20 protein-coding genes are annotated in these 16,497 nt (G+C 46.4%); 6 read left to right on the top strand and 14 right to left on the bottom strand.

Annotated features, from left to right (window positions below):
- Window positions 1–11 precede the first annotated feature (11 nt).
- A complete protein-coding gene (locus UNH61_RS13545) occupies window positions 12–1,334 on the top strand; it encodes a saccharopine dehydrogenase C-terminal domain-containing protein (RefSeq protein ID WP_326992478.1) in 1,323 nt (440 codons plus the stop codon).
- An 80-nt stretch (window positions 1,335–1,414) separates the two neighbouring features.
- Here UNH61_RS13545 and UNH61_RS13540 read toward each other — a convergent pair whose 3' ends face one another.
- The 6 genes from UNH61_RS13540 to pdhA all read right to left on the bottom strand — a co-directional run bounded on the left by UNH61_RS13540 (window position 1,415) and on the right by pdhA (window position 5,658).
- On the bottom strand, window positions 1,415–2,095 hold the full coding sequence (locus tag UNH61_RS13540; RefSeq protein ID WP_326992477.1) for an NAD-dependent deacylase: 681 nt from the start codon (window positions 2,093–2,095) through the stop codon (window positions 1,415–1,417).
- Between the two features lie 5 nt (window positions 2,096–2,100).
- Window positions 2,101–2,523: an EVE domain-containing protein gene (locus UNH61_RS13535; protein WP_326992476.1), complete on the bottom strand. Its 423-nt coding sequence runs from the start codon at window positions 2,521–2,523 to the stop codon at window positions 2,101–2,103.
- A gap of 33 nt (window positions 2,524–2,556) precedes the next feature.
- A complete protein-coding gene (locus tag UNH61_RS13530; RefSeq protein ID WP_326992475.1) occupies window positions 2,557–3,276 on the bottom strand; it encodes a (Fe-S)-binding protein in 720 nt (239 codons plus the stop codon).
- Between the two features lie 17 nt (window positions 3,277–3,293).
- Complete coding sequence (gene ribH / locus UNH61_RS13525) at window positions 3,294–3,794, bottom strand: 6,7-dimethyl-8-ribityllumazine synthase (protein WP_326992474.1); 501 nt, start codon at window positions 3,792–3,794, stop codon at window positions 3,294–3,296.
- A gap of 55 nt (window positions 3,795–3,849) precedes the next feature.
- Window positions 3,850–4,548: a tetratricopeptide repeat protein gene (locus tag UNH61_RS13520; protein ID WP_326992473.1), complete on the bottom strand. Its 699-nt coding sequence runs from the start codon at window positions 4,546–4,548 to the stop codon at window positions 3,850–3,852.
- A gap of 99 nt (window positions 4,549–4,647) precedes the next feature.
- Window positions 4,648–5,658 (bottom strand): pyruvate dehydrogenase (acetyl-transferring) E1 component subunit alpha, encoded by a 1,011-nt coding sequence (gene pdhA / locus UNH61_RS13515; RefSeq protein ID WP_326992472.1) that lies wholly within the window; start codon window positions 5,656–5,658, stop codon window positions 4,648–4,650.
- A gap of 207 nt (window positions 5,659–5,865) precedes the next feature.
- Between pdhA and recF the strand changes: the two genes are divergently transcribed.
- Both recF and UNH61_RS13505 read left to right on the top strand, forming a co-directional pair.
- Entirely contained in the window at window positions 5,866–6,945 is a 1,080-nt protein-coding gene (recF, locus tag UNH61_RS13510; RefSeq protein ID WP_326992471.1) for a DNA replication and repair protein RecF, read from the top strand.
- A 129-nt stretch (window positions 6,946–7,074) separates the two neighbouring features.
- The gene (locus tag UNH61_RS13505; RefSeq protein ID WP_326992470.1) at window positions 7,075–7,362 is read left to right on the top strand and encodes a DUF721 domain-containing protein; all 288 of its coding nucleotides are present in this window, start codon (window positions 7,075–7,077) and stop codon (window positions 7,360–7,362) included.
- Between the two features lie 7 nt (window positions 7,363–7,369).
- Here UNH61_RS13505 and UNH61_RS13500 read toward each other — a convergent pair whose 3' ends face one another.
- From UNH61_RS13500 to UNH61_RS13475, 6 genes are all read right to left on the bottom strand, one after another.
- A complete protein-coding gene (locus UNH61_RS13500; RefSeq protein WP_326992469.1) occupies window positions 7,370–7,885 on the bottom strand; it encodes a DUF4252 domain-containing protein in 516 nt (171 codons plus the stop codon).
- 18 nt (window positions 7,886–7,903) lie between these two features.
- Window positions 7,904–8,428, bottom strand: a complete 525-nt coding sequence (locus UNH61_RS13495) for a DUF4252 domain-containing protein (RefSeq protein WP_326992468.1) — start codon at window positions 8,426–8,428, stop codon at window positions 7,904–7,906.
- 23 nt (window positions 8,429–8,451) lie between these two features.
- Window positions 8,452–8,937: a hypothetical protein gene (locus tag UNH61_RS13490; RefSeq protein WP_326992467.1), complete on the bottom strand. Its 486-nt coding sequence runs from the start codon at window positions 8,935–8,937 to the stop codon at window positions 8,452–8,454.
- On the bottom strand, window positions 8,927–9,442 hold the full coding sequence (locus UNH61_RS13485; protein ID WP_326992466.1) for an RNA polymerase sigma factor: 516 nt from the start codon (window positions 9,440–9,442) through the stop codon (window positions 8,927–8,929). The genes UNH61_RS13490 and UNH61_RS13485 overlap by 11 nt, the downstream gene beginning before the upstream one ends.
- A gap of 85 nt (window positions 9,443–9,527) precedes the next feature.
- Window positions 9,528–10,583, bottom strand: a complete 1,056-nt coding sequence (locus tag UNH61_RS13480; RefSeq protein ID WP_326992465.1) for an ABC transporter permease — start codon at window positions 10,581–10,583, stop codon at window positions 9,528–9,530.
- A 12-nt stretch (window positions 10,584–10,595) separates the two neighbouring features.
- On the bottom strand, window positions 10,596–11,678 hold the full coding sequence (locus UNH61_RS13475; protein ID WP_326992464.1) for a BT_3928 family protein: 1,083 nt from the start codon (window positions 11,676–11,678) through the stop codon (window positions 10,596–10,598).
- 269 nt (window positions 11,679–11,947) lie between these two features.
- Between UNH61_RS13475 and folP the strand changes: the two genes are divergently transcribed.
- Together folP and UNH61_RS13465 are read left to right on the top strand one after the other, a co-directional pair.
- Window positions 11,948–12,811: a dihydropteroate synthase gene (folP, locus tag UNH61_RS13470; protein ID WP_326992463.1), complete on the top strand. Its 864-nt coding sequence runs from the start codon at window positions 11,948–11,950 to the stop codon at window positions 12,809–12,811.
- 31 nt (window positions 12,812–12,842) lie between these two features.
- On the top strand, window positions 12,843–13,655 hold the full coding sequence (locus tag UNH61_RS13465; protein WP_326992462.1) for a diadenylate cyclase: 813 nt from the start codon (window positions 12,843–12,845) through the stop codon (window positions 13,653–13,655).
- 85 nt (window positions 13,656–13,740) lie between these two features.
- On the opposite strand, the gene UNH61_RS13460 is transcribed toward UNH61_RS13465, so the two are convergent.
- Both UNH61_RS13460 and UNH61_RS13455 read right to left on the bottom strand, forming a co-directional pair.
- Window positions 13,741–14,637, bottom strand: coding sequence for an FKBP-type peptidyl-prolyl cis-trans isomerase (locus UNH61_RS13460; RefSeq protein ID WP_326992461.1), 897 nt, complete (start codon window positions 14,635–14,637; stop codon window positions 13,741–13,743).
- Window positions 14,638–14,668: 31 nt separating this feature from the next.
- A complete protein-coding gene (locus tag UNH61_RS13455) occupies window positions 14,669–15,673 on the bottom strand; it encodes a DHH family phosphoesterase (protein ID WP_326992460.1) in 1,005 nt (334 codons plus the stop codon).
- 166 nt (window positions 15,674–15,839) lie between these two features.
- Here UNH61_RS13455 and UNH61_RS13450 point away from each other — a divergent pair, with 166 nt between their 5' ends.
- Complete coding sequence (locus tag UNH61_RS13450) at window positions 15,840–16,256, top strand: nucleoside-diphosphate kinase (protein WP_145666522.1); 417 nt, start codon at window positions 15,840–15,842, stop codon at window positions 16,254–16,256.
- The last annotated feature ends 241 nt before the right edge of the window (window positions 16,257–16,497 follow it).

The following is a 16,497-nucleotide window of genomic DNA, read 5'->3' as shown; positions in this document are numbered from 1 at the left end:
TAAAGAACATTATGAAGAATATACTGTTGTTTGGCGCCGGTAAATCGGCCACTGGTCTTATCGACTACCTGCTGGCAAATGCACCGAAACAAAAATGGCATATTACTGTGGCAGATCATGATCTGTCTCTTATCAAGTCTAAAACGGGCAAGTCATATTACGCTACTGCTGCTACCCTGGATATAAAAGATACTGCCGCCCGGCAACAACTCATCAGAGATACGGATCTTGTTATTTCACTGCTGCCGGCACAATTACATATCGTTATTGCAAAAGATTGTCTTGAATGCAGGAAAGACCTGCTTACCGCATCTTATATTGATTCCGAAGTACATGCGTTAAAAGATGAGATTGAAAAAGCCGGCCTCCTCTTTTTGTATGAAATGGGGCTCGATCCGGGGATTGACCATATGTCGGCTATGAAGCTGATACATTCCATAGAGAAGAAAGGCGGGCAGATATTTTCTTTTAAATCATACTGTGGCGGACTCATATCTCCCGAAAGTAATGACAATCCATGGCAGTACAAGATATCCTGGAATGCCCGAAATATTGTGATGGCAGGCAGTTCTGGCGCTACTTATAAAGAGAAGGGAAAGATAAAAGAGCTGAACTACGAACAACTTTTTGACCATACGAAAACGATACAGTTACCTGGTTTAGGCAAGCTGGCTTACTATCCCAACCGCGACTCACTGACCTATATGGAAGCATATAGGCTGGAGGAGCTGGCTACTTTTATGCGGGCCACGCTGCGGTACCCCGACTTCTGCGAAGGCTGGAATGCCCTGATAAAGCTCGGTCTCACGAACGACAGCCATAAAATTGACACACAGGATCTTTCTTATACTAATTGGGCAACACAGGCCGTTAAAGAACCTGCAGGCACCCCGGAAGAAAGCCTGGCACAGTTCCTCGGTGTCAGTACCAAGTCGAAAGTAATCCGCCAGCTAAAATTTCTCGGTTTATTAAGTCCAGATGTCATAAATTTAGGGGAGCAAACCAATGCGGCTATACTCCAGTTCCTCGCGGAAAACAAGTTGAAAATGGAACCTGCGGACAAGGACATGATCGTTATGATGCATGAAATCGAATTCGAACGCCGTAATATGGCAACGAAAATGCATAGTTACATGATTGTTCAGGGAGATGATAATATACATACAGCAATGGCTAAAACAGTAGGCCTGCCGTTGGGTATCATTGCCAAACTACTACTCCAGGAAAAAATAACGTTAAAAGGGCTGCATATACCCGTAACACCCGAAATATACAACCCTGTCCTGAAAGAATTAGAAGAATATGATATCAGGTTTGAAGAGAGCTTTGAATAGGCTAAGTGATTAATTCCTATGATGGACTCTATCGGGCAACAAGGACTTGTGGATACCTCCCCTGAAACGGGGAGGTTTTTTTATAACAATAATTTCAGCAGCTCCGCTACTCCTTCCGTTGCCGGCTTCTCTATTTTGTGCATATGTGCTGTAAAATCCACCTGCGGAATCTTTCTGTCGATGATATAGATGGGTGTATTAGCTGGTACATAACTCAGCAGGTTGGCTGCAGGATATACCTGCAATGAAGTTCCTACTACTACAAATATATCCGCTGTATACACTTCCATTACTGCAGGCTCTATCATAGGTACCGCCTCCCCGAACCACACAATATGCGGGCGTAACTGTCCGCCGTCGGCTGCGAGGTCGCCCATTTTGATATCCTCCCGGATGTCATAGATCAGGGTTTCATCCGTAACGCTTCGCATCTTAAAAATCTCGCCATGAAGATGCAATACCCTGCTCGACCCGCCTCTTTCATGCAGGTCGTCGATATTCTGTGTAATGATTCTTACGTCGAATTTTTCTTCGAGCTTTGCCAGTCCGGTATGCGCGGCATTAGGCTGTGCAGCCATTACATCGCGGCGGCGGCTGTTGTAAAAGTCCTGCACCAGCCCGGGGTTACCGGCCCATCCTTTCGGAGAAGCCACTTCGTATACATCGTAGCCTTCCCATAATCCATCGGAATCCCGGAACGTCCGCAGACCGCTCTCGGCGCTGATGCCTGCTCCTGTGAGTACTACCAGTCGTGGTTTCATGAAAGTTATTTAGCGGCCAGCTTCGTTTCCGCCATTTCCATAATCACTTCGAATTCTTCCGGTTTCACGTCACTCACCGACAGGCGGCCCAAACGGATCAGAGAGAGTTTAGCCAGTCTTTTTTCTGCTTTCATAGCAGCCAGGGTTACAGGTTTCTTAACTGCCCTGAGGGGTTTCAGATCTACTGCCACCCAGTTCGGATCGGTAGTGGTAGGGTCCTGGTAAGCTTCTTTGGCTACGGTGGCCAGTCCTACGATTTCGAGGCCTTCGTTGCTATGATAGAAGAAAACGATGTCGCCTTTTTTCATAGCCCGGAGATTGTTTCTGGCGGCGTAGTTGCGCACACCATCCCAAAAAGTTACTTTATCTTTTACAAACTGATCCCAGGAATATTTGAATGGTTCTGATTTTACCAACCAATAATTCATACCAAATAGTTTTTCTGATCGTGAAATTAGTACTTACCAGCCACTTGCGAGTACATCGGCGATATGCATTACTTTGATATTGGTGCCGTGCTTACGTATATAGCCATCCAGGTGCATGAGGCAGGAAAGATCAGTAGAGATGAGATATTCGGCACCGCTGCCTACCGCATTGTTCACTTTCTGTTCCCCCATACCTACAGATATAGGTTCAAACTTTACGGAGAAGGTGCCCCCAAAACCGCAACACACCTCGCTATCATTCATTTCCTTCAGTTCCAGTCCACGTACTTTCTCCAGTAATTTACGGGGTGCTTCTTTAATACCACATTCCCTCAGCGCGCCACAGGCATCGTGATAAGTGCCTACTCCATTGAGTGTTGCGCCCACATCTGTGACGTTCAGTACTTCGGTAAGAAATTCGGTAAACTCGTAGAGGTTCTTTTTCAGCAGTTTCACATCGTTATGTGCCGCAGAGTTATCGAAGAGTTTACCATAGTAATTGCGCACAAAACCTGTACAGGAACCGCTGGGCGCCACAATGTAGTCGAAGGTTTTAAAGTCTTTGATAAACTTGGTGGCAACGCTCCGGCATTCGTCCTGGTAGCCGGCATTATACGCAGGCTGGCCACAGCAGGTTTGTTCCGTGTTATACATCACATTACAGCCCAGTTTCTCCAATACTTTCACCATATTAAAAGCGGTTTCGGGGAAGAGCTGGTCTACAAAACACGGTATAAATAACTGTACATTCATTTTCTGGGTATTTACGCTTAAATCCTGGATAAGTTTCGCTGCAGCGCGATCATCTTCAGGGCGGTGATAGCTGCTTCTTCTCCTTTATGGCCGTGCGCGCCACCCAGCCGATCGTATGCCTGTTGCTCGTTATCTACTGTAAGAATCCCAAATATAACAGGAACCGGCAGTTGAAGGTTCAGTTGCAGGATCCCTTCTGTTACTGCTTTACAAACATAATCGAAATGCGGTGTCTCGCCACGGATCACGCATCCGAAAGCAATAATAGCGCCAGGCTGTTTACCGGTGCCTTTGGTGGCTTCCCAGTATTGCCTGCAGGCGTAAGGCAATTCGAATGCGCCGGGTACAATTATTTTTTCAGACCTGGATACTTTGTATGCTGCCAGGGCCTTTTCGCTGCCTGCTACCAGTTCATTCACGATGGCGTCGTTCCATTCGGTATACACCATAACAACACTGGCATCCTCCAGGTTGAGAATGCCAGCGTCATTGAGTAAGCTTTTATTATGCTCAGACATGTAAATAGCTTTATATTCCGTTGTCAGCCGGCGATCCGACTGACAACAGGATTCATTAATTTCTTACTTCACCCAGTCTTGCCAGGTATTTATCCATTTCGCGACCTTCGTTGGTCAGCGGGAATTTTTCTTTGATCTCTTTATAGATAACAGCTGCTTCCTGTTGTTTACCAGCTTTCTCCAGGGCCTGGCCGGCACGGAACAGGTATACAGGGGCAGTCAGTTCATTATCGTTATAATGACCTGCTTTCTTGTAAGATTCGATACCATCATCAGTTTTATTCAGTTCCATATAGGCATCTCCGATCAGTCCGAGTGCAGTAGGCTGCAGCAACAGATCATCAGAGCTGAATGATTTCAGCATATCGATACCTTTCTGGTATTCACCGAGGCGGATGTAACATACGCCAGCGCTGTATTTAGCAAGGTTGCCAGCTTTAGTGCTGCCATACTTGTCAGCCACCTGTAAGAAGCCGTAGTTATTACCGTCGCCGTTCAGGGCCAGTTTAAATGAATCCACCGCAAAGTAATTCTGTGCATGGAACACCATTTCCTGTGCTTTGTTTTCATTGGGCTGTTTCACGAAACGGTTATAGGCGAAGAAACCGCCTACCACAACTACTACAGCCAACACTGCAATAGAGATAACGTTTTTGTTTTTGTTGAAGAAATCCTCTGCCTTGTGCATGGATACCTCCAGGTCAAAGTCATTTGTAGGTCGGGGCGCAGTGGTTTTATCTTTAGTTGCTGCCATAATTTGAATAGCTTTTAGCTGTTGGCTGTTTGCTTTTGGTGAAAAATAGCTAATAGCTACCAGCGGCCGGCCGCTAGTAGCTATTAGCTTCATTTATTTTTAGTCTACGATGAAGGGATAATCTTCCTGAACATAAACGTCTTTCAGCAACTCGTCGTCAGAAGGCCAGGGTGATTCTTCCGCGAAGGTCACACATTCTTCCACTTCTGCTTTAACGCGCTCGCTGATCGCCTCAATTTCAGCATCTGTAGCCCATTTGTTTTTCTGGATTACACGCAGTACTTCATTGATAGGATCTTTCTCTTTATACTCTTCCAGCTCTTCCTTGGTACGGTATTTCGCCGGATCGCTCATGGAGTGGCCACGATAGCGGTAAGTTTTGATTTCGAGCAGGGTTGGTCCGCCTTTTTCGCGGGCACGTTTTACTGCTCTTTCGATACCATCATGTACTGTTTCGCAACTCATACCGTCGATAGAATCAGCCGGCATTTCGTATGCATCAGCCAATTTATAGATATCCAATACGTTAGAGGTACGTTCTACTGAAGTCCCCATCGCATACATGTTGTTTTCGCAAATGAAGATAACAGGAAGCTTCCAGGTCATCGCCATATTGAAGGTTTCATGCAGGATACCCTGACGGGCAGCACCATCACCGAAGAAACACAATACAACATTATCTGTTCCCTTGTATTGCTCGGCCAGTGCCAGTCCGGCCCCGGTACCAATCTGCGCTCCTACAATTCCATGTCCGCCGAAGAAGCCATGCTCCTTCGAGAAAAAGTGCATACTGCCTCCCTTTCCTTTCGAACATCCGGTCGCTTTTCCATACAGTTCAGCCATACAAGCCTTGGCAGAGATACCTTTTGCAATTGCCAGCGCGTGGTCGCGGTAGGCAGTGATAAATTTATCTTCCGGCTTGGTAGCAGTGATCGCACCAGCAGCTATTGCTTCCTGTCCGATGTACAAGTGACAAAAACCACGAATTTTTTGCATCCCGTACAACTGGCCCGTCTTTTCTTCAAAGCGGCGCAGCAAAAGCATCAATTCATACCAATACAGATATGTCTCTTTGGTGAATTTCGTCTTGACGTCTGTTTTAGTTTGCACTCTATCTAAATTTGTCCGCAAATATAACAGGAAAATCCTAAAATATAAATATCAATTCTAATTCCCATTAAATTATGCAAATTGATCAATTTCAAACACTTTTGTATTTAATTGCAGGGAAATTGCGTACATCTCGTAAGAGCAGCGTCTTTTCCATCTTATAAATTTTAAAAAATCGCATATTACTAATAGCTAATCTTTAACTAGTTGCTCACTATAAACAATATATCACTCGTTCAGTTCCGGAATTACAGCCAGGCCGCTTTCCGTTTCAACGGCCGGATAGTGGGCATTACCGGACGGAACGGCGCCGGCAAAACAAACCTGCTCGACGCCATCTACTACCTTTGCTTTACCCGCAGCTACTTTACCAGCAGCGAAAGCCAGAATACCCAATACCACACCAACGGATTCAGGCTCGAAGGCTTGCTGGAAAAAAACGGACAGCCTGAAAAGATTGTTTGTACGGTGAAAGATGGCAAAAAAGAGATCAGCCTGAACGACGACCGCTACGACCGGTTTTCCCGGCATATAGGGCAGTTTCCGGCCGTGATGATCGCTCCGGACGATGCCGAAATCATCCTCGGCGGCAGTGAGGAACGACGCAAATGGCTCGATAGCCTCCTGTCGCAATTGTACCCCGAGTACCTCGAACATCTTATCGTTTATCAGAAGATACTTACGCAGCGAAACTCCCTGCTGAAAAACATGGCGGCTACCGGCCAGAACCAGGACAGCCTCCTGGATGTATTCGATCTCCAGCTGGTGATGCACGGTGTGCCTGTTCATGAAAAACGACGCGCCTTCCTCCTTTCTTTCATTCCAATGGTACAGGAGCTGTATGATTATATTGCCGGTACCCACGAGGTGGTGAATATCCAATACCTCTGTACTTTACTGGAAGAAGATTATGCAGCCCAGCTGAACAATGCCAGGTATCGCGACATGCAGCTGCAGCGTACCACTACCGGTATTCATCGCGACGACCTCCTGTTCCTGCTGAACAACCACCCTATGAAAAGCAATGCCTCCCAGGGTCAGCGAAAAAGCTTCTTATTTGCTCTTAAACTGGCGCAATACGAAATTATCCGTCAACATAAACAATTCCCTCCCCTCCTGCTACTCGACGACGTATTTGAAAAGCTAGACCAGGACCGCGTTTCCCGCCTCATCAAACTTGTCACAGGCGATAGCTACGGACAGGTGTTTATTACAGATACGCATGCGGAGCGGTTGCAAGGGGCGTTTCAACAGGGAACGATTCAAATGATAGAAATTAAGAATTGAAAATGAAGAATAAAGAATACCAGCGGAGGTCTTAGCGAATAATTACGGAAGATAAACTTCGTCATTTCTATCTTCTTCACTATCTTCGCAGTAATTCCTAATTCTTCATTTTCAATTTCCAATTTACATATGCGTCACGGCACCACCACGATAGGAGACGCTCTCCGTGAGTTCATGAACAAGAGCAGAATGAAGCCGCGTCTTACTGAGGTGCGTATCCAGGAAAACTGGGAGTCGCTGATGGGCAAAACCATTGCACGCTATACACAAAGTATACAGCTCATTGATCATAAATTAATCGTTACTACTACGGTAGCCCCACTAAAACAGGAATTGACTTATTCGAAAGACAAGATTATCAAACTTGTCAATGAAATGCTTGGAGAAAGCATTGTTAGAGATGTGATTATTCGATAGATCCGCATCAGTTGGAGGCAAACTGATGAACCAGGCTGCTGACTTCAGATATTTTAAGCGTGGTATGCAGGTTGATCATTACAAAATCTCCGTCGTCCTGTACCAGCATTACTACATTGCCCAGCTCATCGCCCTTTCCTTTATTGAGTATTTGTACATGGCTGTTTTTGTCGCGTGCTTCCAGGAGCAGCTCGAAGTTTTCATTTCTTTCCAGATTGCTCTTCAGATCGTCGACATCGCGCGGATCGATGGTATTGCCGCGCGGATTTGAGATCGTATAGATCTTCATGCGGTCTATATTCTTCAGGGCATTTTTTGCCAGGCGTGCCTTTCCGGCGTCGCCGGTTTCTGTTTTTACTTTCACGCAGCAACCTGCCAGCCGCATAGCAAATGATCCCAGGGTAACGGTATGGGTTTCAGCCCCATCCCTGTATTTGTTGCGGAATTCCTTCAGATACCTGTCCTGTGCTTTCAGTGCAACAGCTGATAGTACCAGGCAACCTGTGATGATGATTGATTTCATGGGATTATCATTTTATGATTATTGTTTTTTCTTCACCTTTTTCAATTTATCCATTCCCTGAATGTTCACTGAGCCGGCGATCTGCGAGATCTCATTCAGATCGAGCGTACCTACGAGGCTCATGGCGAGGAACTGATCTGAACTTCCCACAAGCATGATCAGCTCGTTGATGTTACCCTTTCCGTCTTCCTTTACCATGAATTTAAGGTCGCTGTCTTTATCACGTACCGTCATCAGCTCTTCGAAATCGGAACCAAGAAAGGAAGCGGCCTCCCGGTAGAGCTTTGGTCCGTCGCGTGTGTCATCTTTGGTGAGGATGCGCAGTCCTTTCAGCTTCTGAATAACCCGCATCAGATTTTTGGCGTCCGGGTCGCCGGGATCTGCTTTGGCGAACATGCTGAACATCCTCGGCGTAATAGTAATAACAGTGAAATTGCGGTCGTTCTCATACTTTTTAAAGAACCGGTCTATCACACTAGCCTGCTGGGCAGAGAGGTGATAGCTGGCAAAGACCGCAATCAGCATTAACAGCAATCGTTTCATCTTCTTACTTTATTATAGAGGTTTTAGAATGGCTGGCTTTCTTCTTTTCCTTCCACTACTGAAGTGGCCTGATTAAAGTAGGAAAGCTTCTGCATCCGGGTGGCACCTTTGTTAAGGTTCTTAGCCAGCAGTTGCAATGCCTTCTTTGTTTCTTCAAAAGCTTTCTGCGGATCATTCATTTCCTTTTCTCTCATGACTATTTCAGCCTGATGTTGTTTTACGGTGGTTTGCTTCAGGGCATATCCTATCCCGACACCTACCAGCAGTACGGCTGCGTACTTCATCCAATGCCGCCAGGGCGATAGCGTCACTACCTTTGCAGCGGGTACTTCCCATTCCTTTGCCGCCTCTGCATGAAAGTAGCCGAACAAGGGAGCAGCCTCCTGCAACTCTTCCGGCAAATCGGGCCTCGGTATGCTGAAGAACTCCCGCAACACCGCCTCCTGCTCCAGGGTTGTTTCCCCTTCCCAATACAGCGCTACCAATTCACTGATCTTTTTATAATCCATATACCTGCAGATTTTGAAGTTTCTCCCGCACCGCCTTACGGGCGCGGTGTAAATTCACTTTAACGTCGTTCATGTCCAGTTCCAGTATTTCAGCAATCTCCTGGTAGGAATGCCCGTCGATATCCCTCAATTGGAGGATAGTACGGTACTTTTCCGGCAGGGAATGAATGGCTGTATGTACTTTCTGCATTACGTCGTTCTGTTCGGCCACTGCATGGGGGCTTTTCTGTTGCTGTGCCGGCAACTCTCCGGCCCGGTCAAGTTCGTCCGCCATCCGGTATTTCCTGGATTTGATTTTGTCCAGGGCCAGGTTGCGGGTGATGCGCATGCACCAGGCTTCCATATTCTGCAGCTCCGCCATTTTCTCCTGCATATCCCAGACTTTCATCATAGCGTCCTGGGTGATGTCCTGGGCATCTTCCTCATTGCCAAGCAGGCGGAACGCAAAGCGATAGAGCTTTTGCCGGACCGGTACTACCTGAGAAAGGAACCTATCTAATGACATGCAGAATAATGCGTTTTGAAAGAAGACGACTGTAAAATTCAGATGTTACAAAATACCTGAAATATTTTTTCCGGAGAGGAAAATGCTAGTCGAGCTTGATCCTGGGATCCACTATTGTATACAGCAGATCGGCCAGCAGGTTAACTATTACGAAGATACCGGCGGTAACCAGTATGGCCCCCATTACCACGGGGAAGTCGAATTTGTCCAGGGCATCCACGGTTACTTTTCCGATGCCTTTCCAGCCGAAAATATATTCTACGAAGAATGCGCCGGCCAGCAATTCCGCGAACCAGCCGGTAATTGCGGTAATAACAGGGTTCAATGCGTTAGGCAGGGCATGATGCCAGATCACCCGGCGGCGGGAAAGCCCCTTCGCGTAGGCCGTCCGGATAAAGTCCTGGTGCAATACATCCAGCATGGCACTTCGGGTGAGTTGTACGATAATCGCCAATGGTCGTATTCCCAGTGTAATCGCCGGCAGCACCAGGTTACGCAGGTTGAGCACACGGCCGCGGAAGGGATCCACGTCAAAGAGGCTGCCGGTCATATGCAGCCCCGTATAATCGCTCCAGACGAAGCCGAAGAGGTACGCCAGTACGATGCCTGCAAAGAAAGACGGGGCCGAGATGCCGGCCACGCTGGCAAATACTGCACTGGTATCCATCCAGGTGTTCTGTTTAACGGCGGAGAGCACCCCAAGCCCTATACCCACCACTGTAGCGAACAACATGGCAGCTACTGCCAGCAGCAACGTGCCAGGCAAAGCTTCCAGCAATATGTCCCACACCGGCTTTTTGCCCTGATAAGAACGGCGCAGATAGGGCGCTTTCAAAACCAGGATTCTATCTTTTGATATAGGCGCCACCGTTACATAGCGGAGATTGGCAGCCGCTTCTTCCCGTGTATGGACACTAACGGGCAACAGATCGTTCAGATAATACAGGAACTGTACCCCAACCGGTCGGTCGAGGTGCAGTTCCTTACGTACGTTTTCCAGTGAGGCCACATCGGCGCGTTGTCCCAGCGTTAGCCTGGCCGGGTCGCCCGGCAGCACATTAAACAGGCAAAACACCAGCACTACCACGCCCAGGAGCACCAGCAAACCATAAGTTATTTTACGGAGCAGAAAACGGAACACGATGATCAGCGTTTAGGGTATATCGTTATAATGCCATTTCCCTTTAATGGTGCCTTTGTCCAGCAGAATCAGGCAGGGATTACTTCTGCCGGCAGTTTTAATGGCCACGCCATCCATCTGCACAAACGGGAATTCCAGTCCGTGTGTTTGTTTAAAGGCCGCTATTTCTTCTTTTGTAGAAGCAGTAACCCCATAGATGACTACCTGCCGGTTCTTCCATTTCTGCTGCAATGCTTTCATCTTCTCGTCCCAGCCGCTGCCTGCTTTCTGTACATTCAGCACCAGGAACAGGTATACCGGCCTGGTTTCATTCAGCACGGCCTCCGTCTGGTTCACACCATCCACATCAGTGAGAATAAAGTCTTTGATGGCCGGTTCTGCATTGCCTTTCTTCACGAGCTTGTCTTTGCGGTCCACAAACTTCCAGGTACTATCTGACCAGGGATAGTTATCGGCTGTAAATTCTTTCTTCTGCCCGTCTTTTTCGTATACAAACACCATTTCATATACATCAGGCGTAGCACCGGGTGGCAGTTTCATTTTCTCAGGTATGTTATTACCTACTTTGTAAGGCAGGCAGTCGATAAACGGCAGATGCCTGAGCACATACCATTGTATACCGAACGAGAGTATGGCCAACAGCAGCAGCGTAATACCTGCACCCTTAAAGAGCGGTTGTATACGTTTGCGGTAAGCGAAGATTACGAGGATCATTAACAACAGGGCTACATCTTTCCAGAATGTTTCCGTAGCAGTAAGCTTGATACAATCGCCAAAGCAACCACATTCGCGGATAGTACCGCTGAAAAGGGCGTATCCGGTGAGGAAGGTAAAGAAAATAATAAGGAGCAACAGCAGTACAGAAAAGATACGCATGCGGTATCCGAGCAGCACGGCAACGCCGGCAATGATTTCGAAGGCATTCATGACAATGGAAAATGCCAGGGAATAGGGCGACAGGAAGGTCAGGTGCAGTACCTCGAAGAACTCCTCCATTTTATAGCTGAGGCCCAGCGGATCGTTCGCTTTGATCAGGCCTGAGAAAATAAACAATACCCCAACGATGATACGTAGCAGGTTAAGGATAATCTTCATAAAACAGTTTAATGGTTAAGTAATCCATGAAGATAAGAACAAACAGCGTTTACGGCTCATTAAAATATGATGAGCGTACGTAATAGTACGACAAGTTAATAATGACTGCAGATCTATTTCAGAAATTGAATATCTAAATTCCTAAATTCGACTATGATTGATTTTCCTTCTTTAGATTTGCAGGCAAAATAAAGAAAATCAGGCAAAAGGCCGGAACTAAGTGATAAGCCGTGTATTGTGTACGTCTTGCTAATTCTTAACACTATTCAATGACATCAAACCATATCCATACAACAGCATCTTCTCCGGCTATCAATTGCAGGGGACAGCTATTATCATTATCAGTGCCTGCGGTGATGGGCATTATCAATATTACCCCGGATTCATTTTATGAAGGTAACCGCATGCACGACCTGCATATGGTAGTAGCTGCCGCCCGGCAACATATAGAAGAGGGCGCCGCCATACTTGATCTGGGAGCACAGAGTACGCGCCCGGGGGCGGAAGTAGTGGGTCCGGAAGAAGAGATACACCGGCTGATTCCGGCTATACATGCTATTCTTAACCAGTTCCCTAAGGCTATTATATCTGTGGATACCTGGTATGCGGCGGTAGCAGAAAAAGCGATCCACGCGGGAGCCGCTATCATCAACGATATCAGTGCAGGCGATCTTGATCCGGAGATGATCCCGGTTGCTGGAAAGCTGCAAGTACCGTATATTGCCATGCATATGCAGGGCAAACCGGCCACCATGCAGGAGCGTCCGCAGTATGAAGATGTGGTGACCGAGGTGCTTGATTATTTAAAAGAGAAACTCGCTGTATGCAGGGCCGCTGGTATAAAGGATTTCATTGCCGATCCCGGCTTTGGTTTCGGAAAAACCATCGATCATAACTATACCCTGCTAAAAAACCTGCACCTGTTTGCTGATATACTGGGCGTACCTGTGTTAACCGGTATTTCCCGGAAATCGATGATCTACAAACTATTGAACAACACGCCTGCAGGCGCATTGAATGGCACCACCGTACTAAACACCGTAGCCCTGCAGCAAGGCACTCATATATTGCGGGTACACGACGTAAAAGCAGCGGTGGAAGCAGTAAAAATAATAATGAAGCTGAACGGATAATTAATCTTACTATTTGAATCACTGAAGAATTATGAAGGATGTAATACAATTTTATGGAGTAGAGTTTCGCTGGTTGAGTATACTGGACCTGATAATCGTTGTTTTTCTGATTATACAGCTATACAGGCTACTCAAAGGCAGCCTGGCGTTTAATATATTTGTGGGCCTGCTGATGGTATATGCCGTCTATTTCCTCGTAAGATGGCTGCAGATGCCGATCCTGACCAGTATTCTGCAAAATTTCATTAACGTAGGTATCATTGCCATCATTATCATCTTCCAGCCGGAAATCCGCAAATTTCTGCTGGTGCTGGGTAAAAAAACACCGCTGAGCAAGGATAGTTTTCTCACTAAACTCTTTCTTCCCGATAAGTTTAAAAGTTATAAAGAAGAAGAAAATATTATTAACGAGATTATAGTGGCGGTAAGCCGGATGCAAAGCACCAATACCGGCGCACTGATTGTGATTGCCACCACCTATCGTCTGAAGTTTGATTCAGCCTCCAGTTTACCGATAGACGGCAACGTGAGCGCCAAGCTGATAGAGAGCATCTTCGAAAAACACAGCCCGCTGCACGATGGCGCGCTGATTATTGTGGGTAATAAAATCCTTGCGGCAAAAGTTATACTGCCGGTATCAGAGAATCCCAATCTGCCTACCCGGATCGGATTGCGGCACCGGTCGGCTGTGGGTATTACCGAGCATAGCGACAATCTCGCTATTATTGTATCAGAAGAAAGAGGAACTGTTTCCTATGCCATGGATGGCGTTTTAACCCAGGATGTATCGCTGGAAGATCTGAAGGTGAAGTTGTACGAGGTGTTGATTGATGGCTATGCCTGAGGGAATTAAGCGTATTAAGAAATAAAGAAAAGACCCTGGCGAATAATATCGCCAGGGTCTTTTCTTTATTTCTTAATATACTTAATTACTTCTTAGCAGCAGGTGCTGGTGCAACAGGTGCAGCAACAGGCGCTGATGCTGGAGCTCCGGCTTTGATATCTACGAGTTGAACGTCGAATACCAGTACGGAGTTACCAGGGATTACCGGAGGGCTACCCTGCAGGCCATAACCGAGTGTAGAAGGAATCACCAGGATTGCTTTGGAACCTTTTTTCAGTCCGGATAAACCAGCATCCCAGCCTCTGATTACGAAACCACGGCCGATAGGGAATTTGATTGGTTCCAGGGGCATACCTGGGCGCAGGGTTGAATCCTGGCTGGAATCGAATACCTTACCGCTGGTAAGTTTACCAGTGTAGTGCACGTAAACGGTATCACCCGGGTTAGGTGTACCACCAGTACCTTCCTGTGTAACGGAAACGTATACACCTTCAGCGTTCTTAGTGGCGTTGATTTTATTTTTCTCAAGGTATTCCTTGATTACTTTTTCATCTTTCTCTTTCTGGGCAGCAGCAGAATATTTGTTTTCCACAGCGAAAGTGATCTTCAGTTTATCACCTTTTTTACCGAAAGGAGGACGCTCCTGTGCAGGTAATGAATCCCAGGGAATAACGAAAGTTGCGCTATCGCCTTCATGGAGAAGTGCGATACCTTCCATCAGGTCGTATTTGTTCTGAGGTTTCTGTACCAGAACAGGAATAGCGGCACCCACCATTTTGCGGGAATCACCCAGGAGAGAGTCGTTGATACGCTGGGTTACATTCACGAGAGCAGTATCGCCCACTTTCAGTTGTGCTCCGCTGCCTGATTTGTGCACGATATATTCAATACCGCTTGGCGTTTTTTTAACGCCGGTGCCGCAGCTGGCTACCAGCAAGCCTAAAGCTGCGGTAGCAAATAAAAACTGATTGTTTTTTTTCATTTGATTGTATTAGTAAGGTTGAAAGACATTTTTATTGTAACAGCGTTTCGTTCTCTTCTATCGCTTTGATGAAGCGCTCCACCGTTTTTTCCAGCGTGTCGCTACTACGGCCACCGGAAGCGTTGAAGTGCCCTCCGCCTTCGAAATATCTGCGGGCGAAGGTGTTGACATCAAAGCCACCCTTGGACCGGAACGACAGCTTCACTTCAGAGTGGCGGTCGATGATCAGGGCTGCCATTTTGATTCCCTGGATAGACAGCAGGAAGTTTACCAACCCTTCCGTGTCGCCCGTTTGCAGATCAAACCTTTTCAGGTCTGAATTGGGAATGGCCAGCATGGCGGTATTGTATTCATAGAATACTTCCATCCTGTTCAACAGGCTATGGCCCAGGAATCTCAGGCGATTTTCCAGGAAATTATCATAGATCGCCTGGTGTATTACCTCATGTTTCAATCCTCTTTCCATCAGATCGGCCACCATACGATGCACTGCTGCAGTGGTGGAGGCAAAACGGAAAGAACCGGTATCTGTAACAGTACCCGCATATATACACTGGGCAATATCGAGGTTAATATACTGCTCATCTCCCAATTTATAAATAGTTTCGTAAACTAATTGGGCAGTTGAGCTGGCAGAAGTATCACTTACTCCATAGTCGAAGTCGGGCTGGGGCTCCAGGTGATGGTCCACCAGGATCCTGGTACAGTTCAGCTTTTCGAGGTGCGGAGCCATATTCTTCGTACGGTATAAAGCATTGAAATCCAAGCAAAACAGTAGTTCTATCCCTTCAAGGGCCTGTAGGGCCCGATCGGTCGATGATTCAAAATCTATCACCGCATCTGCGCCAGGCATCCATTTTAGAAAATCAGGAAAATTAGTTGGCGAGATTACAGTTACCTGATGCCCTTTCTGTATTAAATAATAGTACATGGCCAGTGAAGAACCCATAGCGTCGGCATCCGGTTTCTGATGCATCGTAACCACTACTTTTTTCGGGCTTTCCAGCAAAGGCTTAATTTCCTCGATCGGCTTCATTAAAAAACTGTAATGTTAAGAGTTGATATCCAATCACAACAAGTGGTTGAAACAGAAAACGAAGTGCGAAGATCTTTATTTGAGCCAGAATTTCAAAATTTTTTACCACTAAAGAAAATGTAATTACTTTTGCGGCCTATTCTGTAATTCGGAACATAAACACTATATGAGCAACAGAACATTTACTATGATTAAGCCTGATGCAGTGGCAAACGGGCACATTGGCGGCATTTTGAACATGATCAACGCTGCAGGTTTCCGCATCGTAGCCATGAAAATGACGCAGCTATCTACTGCTAAAGCAGGTGAATTCTATGCAGTACACAAAGAAAGACCTTTCTATGGTGAGCTGGTTGAGTTCATGAGCAGCGGGCACATCGTAGCGGCTATTCTCGAAAAAGACAACGCAGTGGAAGATTTTCGTAAGCTGATCGGTGCCACCAATCCTGCTAACGCAGAAGAAGGTACCATCCGTAAAAAATATGCAGAGTCTATCGGTCGTAACGCAGTTCACGGTTCAGACTCTGATGAGAACGCTGTTATCGAAGGTAACTTCTTCTTCAGCGGTCTGGAAAAATTCTAGTCCTAAGCAATTATCTGCTTCAGAAGCCGGCTTTTTGAAAAGGCCGGCTTTTTTATGTCTTCATAAAATATTATTCTATTAATTATTTCATTATCAATTATTTATATAAATTACCTAAATCATTACATTAGACAATATGGATTTGACTGCCAAACCGTCATAATTACATAATGCTTAATAAGAATATGATAAGCGAAATCAGGGTAAAAAATGGCCTGAAAAACGCCTTCTCGATACAAAA

The sequence above is a fragment of the Chitinophaga sp. 180180018-3 genome, assembly GCF_037893185.1.
Lineage (GTDB): Bacteria > Bacteroidota > Bacteroidia > Chitinophagales > Chitinophagaceae > Chitinophaga.
The sequence above is the reverse complement of the archived record's forward strand: the minus strand, read 5'-3'. Positions and strand labels throughout refer to the sequence as shown.